The sequence below is a fragment of the Actinospica durhamensis genome, from assembly GCF_018139695.1.
Lineage (GTDB): Bacteria > Actinomycetota > Actinomycetes > Streptomycetales > Catenulisporaceae > Actinospica > Actinospica durhamensis.
Genome location: NZ_JAGSOG010000400.1, coordinates 1 through 5,770, shown reverse-complemented (window position 1 = coordinate 5,770; position 5,770 = coordinate 1). Strand labels below are relative to the sequence as shown.

4 protein-coding genes and 1 tRNA gene are annotated in these 5,770 nt (G+C 66.7%); 2 read left to right on the top strand and 3 right to left on the bottom strand.

The genetic code is table 11. From position 1 onward, the window contains the following. Nucleotides 1-59: 59 nt before the first annotated feature. Together KDL01_RS38560 and KDL01_RS38555 are read left to right on the top strand one after the other, a co-directional pair. Nucleotides 60-133 (top strand) — tRNA-Pro (locus tag KDL01_RS38560). A 953-nt stretch (nucleotides 134-1,086) separates the two neighbouring features. After that, nucleotides 1,087-3,048: a hypothetical protein gene (locus tag KDL01_RS38555; protein WP_212533671.1), complete on the top strand. Its 1,962-nt coding sequence runs from the start codon at nucleotides 1,087-1,089 to the stop codon at nucleotides 3,046-3,048. Between the two features lie 792 nt (nucleotides 3,049-3,840). Here KDL01_RS38555 and KDL01_RS38550 read toward each other — a convergent pair. The 3 genes from KDL01_RS38550 to KDL01_RS38540 form a co-directional block, all read right to left on the bottom strand. Continuing rightward, nucleotides 3,841-4,353 carry a hypothetical protein gene (locus KDL01_RS38550; protein ID WP_212533670.1) on the bottom strand — a complete coding sequence of 171 codons (513 nt, stop codon included), beginning with the start codon at nucleotides 4,351-4,353 and terminating at the stop codon, nucleotides 3,841-3,843. Nucleotides 4,354-4,588: 235 nt separating this feature from the next. Beyond that, nucleotides 4,589-5,062 carry a hypothetical protein gene (locus tag KDL01_RS38545; protein ID WP_212533669.1) on the bottom strand — a complete coding sequence of 158 codons (474 nt, stop codon included), beginning with the start codon at nucleotides 5,060-5,062 and terminating at the stop codon, nucleotides 4,589-4,591. A 119-nt stretch (nucleotides 5,063-5,181) separates the two neighbouring features. Further along, nucleotides 5,182-5,568 carry a transposase family protein gene (locus KDL01_RS38540; protein WP_212533668.1) on the bottom strand — a complete coding sequence of 129 codons (387 nt, stop codon included), beginning with the start codon at nucleotides 5,566-5,568 and terminating at the stop codon, nucleotides 5,182-5,184. Nucleotides 5,569-5,770 lie beyond the last annotated feature (202 nt).

Below are 5,770 nucleotides of genomic sequence, written 5' to 3'. Positions count from 1 at the left end.
CCCGATCAAAGGTGAGAACCCCCGCTCGGATGCGGTATGGTTCTTCCTGCGTCGGACAACGGGCTGTAGCGCAGCTTGGTAGCGCACCTGACTGGGGGTCAGGGGGTCGCAGGTTCAAATCCTGTCAGCCCGACGTGAAGTTGCAGGTGAGGGCCTCAATTCGAGTGATCGGATTGAGGCCCCTGCTATTGCCTTGGGACCAGTTTGGGACCAGCCGGAGCTCGCGTTGTCGATGAATGCGCGGTGGTGCACGCTAAAATCTGTGTACGCCGTATCTGACCTGGGCCTTTTTGCGTGGTGTCGACTGGCGCACGTTTCCACAGGTCAGGTGCGTCAGTACGAGATTCGGCACCTTTGGCGCGCTGTCCGAGCCGAAGGCGGTCCTGATTGAAGCTGTTCCATCTTGAACGTTCCGCTGGTTGGGGGCCGGGTGTGGGTGGCCTGCGTAAGCCGCGTGATCGCCGGGGTCGGTCATTCGGTCGAGGTGTCGGCGCGTGTTCTCCGTGTGGGGTGGCGCGTCGGGTTTCCTGGGACGTCAAAGACCTGCGAGCAGTTCCCGCTCTCTCTTGGCGGTGAATCCGCTGCCGATCGGCGGCTCGCCGCGCTCGTGGTCCCAGGCCAGGTGTCGGCGACGGTCGCGGCCAGCGGTGTGGCGGGCACCCCGGGGGGAGGCTTTGCCGGGGGACGAAGCAGACGCGCGAGAAAAAGCGAGGGGCCGACCAGGCCGAAGCCGCCCGCGATTCGGCTGTATTCGTGCGGCAGTGCATCGCAGAGTTGAGTCGGCCGTTCGCCTGGACGCCGAGGTGGCCAGACCACGGCAACCCCCCTTCGCGTGAGGGCGCGGCCTACGCTCACCGACCGATCGAGCAACTGCCCGGCGCAGGCCAGGCCGACGCGCTGCCCGGTCAGCTCGTCACTTCGATCTCGGTCGCAGTATGCTGCATCACGATCGCGGCACGATGGCCTACTTGCTGCTCGCCTGGCTGCTGTGGCCCAGTACGTTATCCCCTCGCCCAGCCGATATTCTCTGTGTAACCTACGTGCACGGATTTCCGTGCCACCGGCGGTTTCAAGGGGGAGCAGATCATGTCGGGCGAAGCGCCGGAGCAGGAGTGGGTCAGCCCGGGGAGCGTGCCCGACGAGGCGTTCGCCCAACAGCCCGAGGAATCAGTCGGCACCGTGCCGACGTACCAGTCGCTGTATCAGCCGTCTGCCGAAGAGATCGCGGCGGCACTGGAGCGCAAGCACAAGCGGCGCCGGACACTGTGGAAGGCGACCGCCGTCGTGGCCGTGGTGGCGCTCGCGGGCAGCACCGCGGTGTTCATCGCCACCCGCCGCCACGGCAACTCCGTCGTCAGCGCGGTGAAGTGCGCGCCGGCTAAGCTCAGCTCCTGCCTCATCAAGTTGCCGGCCGGAGCTCTGCAGCTGAGCGACGTACCGGCGTGGGACGAAGCGCTCGCACCCTCGACCGACGCGTACGCCGCGAACGTCACCGGCGACTCCAAGTCGCTGAGCGACCAGACCGCCGCACTGCTGGCCGAGTACGGCGAGTCCGCTACGGCCCACACCGACTGGAACGCCGTCGACGGGGACGACGTCGACATGGTGCTGTTGAAGTTCACCACCATCAAGGGCGCGCAGAGCTGGAACACAACCCGCAACGCCGAGATCCTCGCGGCCTACACCGGCCGGCCCGCCGCCATCGCCGGCGACTCCGCCGAGCAGGCGCACGCCGCGGCCAAGGCCGACGCCGCGGGGAAGTTCCACGCCGCGTACTCGGCGGTGGTGGGCAACATCGTGCTGAGTGTCGGCTACACCAGCCCGAGCACGTTCGCCGCGGCGGACCTGCAGAACTGGGCCGGGACCGAGCTGGCCTCCCTACGCTCCGAGCGCGCCCCGGCTGCCGACCCGGCCGAGACCGCACCGTCCACGCAGCAGGTCGCCTGCAGTGGCCTGCACGCCTGCCTGGCCTCGGTGCCCAGCGGCTACGAGCGCTGGACCTCCCCCCTTCCCAGCGGCTTCAGCAACAGCTCGACTTGGTCCTCGCAGCGGCTCGTCGACTTCATGTGGCTGCCGAAGAACCGTCAGGACGTGCTGGACAACTTCAGTACGTACGACGTCACCGGGGTCGCCCACACCGACTGGATGAATGGCGACGCGACCGACCAGGCTGACGCGTATCTGATCCAGACGCTCACCCAGGCCGGCGCCACCACCCTGGCACAGTACAACTTCGGCGAGCCGAACTGGCGCAACGGCCTCAAGGGGATCGGCTACACCATCCCCGGTCAGCCGGATACCCAGGCCTGGTACTCGAACAAGACGGACTCCGGGGGCTTCATCGAGTTCAGCTTCACCGCGATCGAGGGCAACACCATCGTGCTGGGCTGGTGCTACTTCTACGGCTCGATGGACAAGAGCCTGGCGGACAAGTGGGCGGACGACCTGATCGACCGGGCCAAGGCGACGGTTTCCACCCAGCCGCTCGCTTTGCCCCCGCTTACCGCCCCGGCGGTCAAGGTGCCGGTGCAGGGCACGTGCCCGGCGTCGGGTGACTGCCTGCTGCCGGTGCCGGCCGGCGCCAAGGAGTCCGCGGCGGCGTCGGCGGGCCCGTCCACGGCGGACCTGTCCGCCGACATCTATGCGAACACGTACGAGTCCGGATACGCCTCGGACTACGCCGCCTGGCTCGGCACCGACGGTTTCCGCAGCGCCGAGCACCGGTCCTGGGCGGCCGGGGACGGCGCGACCGCGGACGGCGCCCTGGTGAAGTTCTCCTCGCCCGCCCAGGCGAAGGCTTCCGTGATGCTCGAGTACGGGCTGTCCGGCGGGATCGGGCGGATCTGCACCGTCGGTACCGTCCCGGACTCGTACTGTCTGGCCTCGACGGTAGGGATCAGCGACTTCTACCAGATGGAGACCGTGACGGTGCTGGCGTGGAAGGGCGACTACGAATTCCGGATCAACGTGACCACTTCGAACCGGGCCGACCTCGCCGACGCCTACGCCTGGACCGAGCAGCAGCTGGCCCTGCTGCCGGCGAGCTAGGAGCTGTGCGAGGTTCAGATCTCTGATTGGGCTGTTGGGTGGGGTGGGGGCCTGGTAGAGAGCGCTGATGGGGGACCAGCCCTCCGGTAGCTACTGGCCACCCAAGTCTGCGCTCGGCGGCGGGAACGACGTCCCATCGGATGTTGAAACGGCCGTCATGGTGCACCGACGAAGTCAGCTGCCTGCGTGCGGTCTGCTGTGTGGCGGTCTCTTCCCCCACTGCGGTTGGATGTGCCGAGTTCGCATCGAGGGGTCATGCCTGTGAGCCTGCGGATCTTGGATGCGAGCGCGGAGTTCGGCAAGATTCCCGTGTGGCCGGGACTTTCGCGAACGTGATGGCCGATCTGGACGGTGGTCCGTATCGATGTTCTTGCTGCAGCCGCGTGACATTGGGCAGGCGCGGCTGGCACGAGATCTGCCCCCGTGGTGCGCGGTCGGCCCGGGCAGGACTCGTCTTGCCCCTCGGCAAAGCCCGGACGCCGGATAGGCGCTGGGCCATGCCCAACGCCGCCCCTGCGCAGACCGGGGAGGCCGCTCTACTGCGGTGCTGGGTTCCTCGGTGCCGACCGCACGGTCATGAGGCTATGGCTTGGCTCCGACGGCGGCCGGCGGGAGAGCGCGGAGTCAGCATGGGGTCAGCGATATCCCCGACAGCAGCCGACAGTGGACGGCGCCCGACCGGTGAGGGGAGGGGTCCAGCCGGTATCAGTCGACACGGCCTGTGACGCCGGTAGGGCCCTGACGCGGAAGCGCTCCAGTGTGTGCTCTCTCGATCGGCGCCTTCGTGGAGGGTTACAGGACAGGCTCGGTCGGAGGGGGCAGTGAGCTGTTGCTGACACGCCGGCCGTTGAGGCGGGCGAGGTAGTAGCGGTGGCCGTCGCGGTCAAGGTCGAGGGGCGGCGGGGTGGTGACCATCACTACTGTCTTGGAGTCATCGAATCGGGCTTCGAGCGGGTAGGTATTCCACTCGAGCGCCTGGCGCTCGATCTCGTCCCGGGTAGGCCATAACGGCATGTACTGCATTGAGCGATAGACCGCAGGACTGTAGACGCCTTGGGCGCGAAACCGTTGCAGGTGCCGACGGGCGACGACGATGCGGATGTAGCGGCTCGATCCACGGTGGCGACCGATCGTGACGAGTTGACCGGTGCCGTAGCCGCGCCCGCGCTCGGGTAGCACCCACAGCTTGGTACTGGGGCTGAAGTGCTTGAGACCGCGCTGAAGCTCAAGCCCTGCGTCTTGGTGCTCGGTCAGCTCGGCCACGTTGGCGACCATGCACCAGCAGAACGGCTCGACATCGACCACTCGACCATGGTGCTGGCCACGGTGGTCGAGGGCAACCCAGTTCAGGCCCTTTGTGCGTGGTCCATCGCGGGTGCCTGATGCGTGCCCGTCAGGAGGTAGCCGAACGGTGAATCACGGGGACTCACAGGTGATTGACTCCGTGTTGAGCCTGGGATCAGCGCGCAGGTCAGCACGGGTGCGCATGCTCTGCTTCCCAAGCTGATAGGACCGACCAGCCGATGGCCAGCGGTCTGCTCTACATCCCGGGCGAAACGCTGGCTTCGGGCAGTAGGCGAGATTTCGCCGGAAGGATGTCTGAGGCGATGTCGTCGGCGCGCGTCATCTGGCTTCCCACGTCCATGGCCCACCGCGACTTTTGTACCGCTACGGCCGTGAGGTCGGGCTGGTCGGTGCGCGATATGTTCAAGCCGCCGGCAGTTGCGGACACGTCGGTGATTTCGGTGAGCGGCACGTGGTGTGTCTTGAATAGGTTGGTGACGATCAGCGCGTCGTGGGTGAGCGTGATGCAGGTGCGCATGACATACCGAATGCCGAGGCCGCCTGCGCCGGCTATGACGACGCCAACGGGCGCGAGGCTTAGGCCGCCGCGTGTGGTGAACGCCTGCACCAGGCAGACACACACCTCGACCTCGAGGCCGACCGACACCGCGAGACCGAGTCCCCGTATCCCTGCCGACGGCTTCCACGTTTGTGCAGCCGACCACTCCATGGCGCGAAGGGTACGGGGGCATCATGCCGCGTGTCAACGTCTGAACTCGGCAGAAAGTCAGCAAAACCGCAGACTGTAATCGACGACAGACGACGACAGTGACGTGATCTCAGCGAGGTTCAGCTGATCATGCGGTGTTCGAAGTGGGTGAGAACGAGGGCCGCTCTGGCGAGTTCGGTGATTCTCGACGGGCTTATGGTCACGTGGCGGAGTGCTTTCCAGCGTTCGACAAGTAGGGCGAAGCCGCGTTCGCCGAGGCAGCGCAGCCCGCGCAGCAGCTTGTTGTAGGTGCGCTGGTCGTGGTGCAGCGGGATGCCGTCGGCGCGCCGGGGCACGGGGGTCAGTACGCCGCAACCTGCGTCGATGTACCCGCCGTCCGCGAGGATGGGCATGTCCTCGGTGTAGGGCCAGAGGATCGCCAGGACCAGTTCCCGGGCGGCGGCCAGATCGTTGACGTGTCCGGGCAGCACGTCCGAGACCCATCTCGGAACGCCGCGCGGGTCCATCAGCCTGGATCCACGGATGGCTATTCGCGCGTAGGCTGGCCCCGGTGACACGAGATGCCCCCTGACCTGGAAGAATGAGAATCCGCCAACGATTTGGTGCTGCTCAGGTTGGGTGGCGTGACCGAGCGTGTTCGTGCTCGTGCATGTGGGGCGCGGCTGTCATGAGTGTAGATCGTCTGTCACCGGGCGACTGCGAGGTTCG